The sequence below is a fragment of the Hydrogenophaga sp. GW456-12-10-14-TSB4 genome (assembly GCF_059424305.1).
The window spans coordinates 1-1,379 of sequence record NZ_JBWKZH010000148.1; the positions used below are offsets into that span (position 1 = coordinate 1).

General features: G+C 70.3%; 2 protein-coding genes. Both read right to left on the reverse strand.

Features of this window, described 5'->3' with window-relative positions:
* Positions 1-15 precede the first annotated feature (15 nt).
* On the reverse strand, positions 16-393 hold the full coding sequence (locus AC07ZS_RS29790; protein WP_494802034.1) for an OmpA family protein: 378 nt from the start codon (positions 391-393) through the stop codon (positions 16-18).
* 347 nt (positions 394-740) lie between these two features.
* Positions 741-1,274 carry a lytic transglycosylase domain-containing protein gene (locus AC07ZS_RS29795; RefSeq protein WP_494802035.1) on the reverse strand — a complete coding sequence of 178 codons (534 nt, stop codon included), beginning with the start codon at positions 1,272-1,274 and terminating at the stop codon, positions 741-743.
* Positions 1,275-1,379 lie beyond the last annotated feature (105 nt).

Here is a 1,379-nt window from a genome sequence, read left to right on the forward strand (position 1 = left end):
GTCCTCAAGGCCCGATCAGGGCGGGGCGTCGATGACGAATCGGTAGCGGATCTCCACGCGGCGATTGAGGGCCCGGCCGGCGGGGCTGTCGTTGGAATCGACGAAGCAGCAGCCACCTTGTGCCTCGACATGCACGCGCGAGGCGACGCCAGGGGCCAGGACCCGCAACTCGCGCAGCACGGCCTGCGCACGCGCCTCGGCCACCCAGTCGTTCGCCGCCGCCGGGCCTGTGCTGTCGGTTCGCCCGCGCAGGGAGATCTCTTGCGCCTTCGTCAGGCGCGGGGCGGCTTCACGCAGCGCAGCGCGTGCCGCTTCATTGAGGCGCGCGCTCGCAAATGGGAAATGCACGGACAGCTGCTGGTCCACGGGCGGGTCCAATGCTGGCGTGGGCATCGTCGGTGGTCTGCTCGTGGGATGGGCGCGCTCGATGCGTTCGTCATCCGCGCGCTGCGGCACGGCGGCCCTGGTGTCTTTCGCAGGAGCAGATGACGATACCGGCGATGGCCTGGTCCCCGAAGCTGTCGACAGCGTCTTCGGTGTGCGCTGCGGGCAGGCGGCGCCCCGGCACAGCTCGAATGCCGCATGCCTGCCGTGTCCGCGTTGCGCCAGCCGTGCCTGGTCGATGGTTGCGGGGGCGGGTGGCGGTACCGACGGCGGTGGAGGCGGCACAGCACAGGCCGCAACGGCCAGGCACGACACGACCGCGCCCGGCCATCCGGAAAACACGTGCTTCCCGCGCGTCATGGCGCTATCCTCACGTGCAGGGGTTGGTGCTGCGCGGCCGCAGCGGCGGCCGACCGTGATGGCCGAGCGGAACCCTGGGGTGCTGCCGATGGCAGATGCCGGTACACCTTCCAGGCATAGGTGGCGCGCGCCTGCGTGCACGCGTTGCCCTTGAGTTGGCTGCAGGCCGCGTTGTAGGCTCCCACCGCGTTCCAGCTCACGCCGTGGCGCGAGAAGCTGTCGGCCATCAGCCAGGCGCCGACCTGCAGGTTGATGCAGGCGTCGTACAGGTCGGCTTCGCGGATGCCGAAGCCGGCGAGCTTGGGCAGGTGCCGGCTGTTGATCTGCATCAGGCCGATGTCGTAGCTGCCGGTGCGCTTCTCGTGGGCCCGATTCACCGCCTTCGGGTTCAGGTTCGACTCGGTGCGGGCGACGGCGTAGAGCAGTTCCGGCGCGACGCCGTAGCGCTGGGCGGCCGTGTCCCAGCACGGTGCGGCCAGAACCGGTGCGGCCAGCATCACGGCCAGCAGGAAGACGACAACCAGGCACATCGAAGACCCCCGAGGGCGTTCAGGACCAACCCGCCACAGGACGAGCACAGGGCGGGCACGGGGTAGGGACCGGCGGGCCGGTCAAGGTCTGGGACGGGTGATGCG

Coding starts and splice junctions, on each gene's coding strand:
- AC07ZS_RS29790 (WP_494802034.1), bottom strand. CDS start 393: ATGCCCACGCCAGCATTGGACCCGCCCGTGGACCAGCAGCTGTCCGTG.
- AC07ZS_RS29795 (WP_494802035.1), bottom strand. CDS start 1,274: ATGTGCCTGGTTGTCGTCTTCCTGCTGGCCGTGATGCTGGCCGCACCG.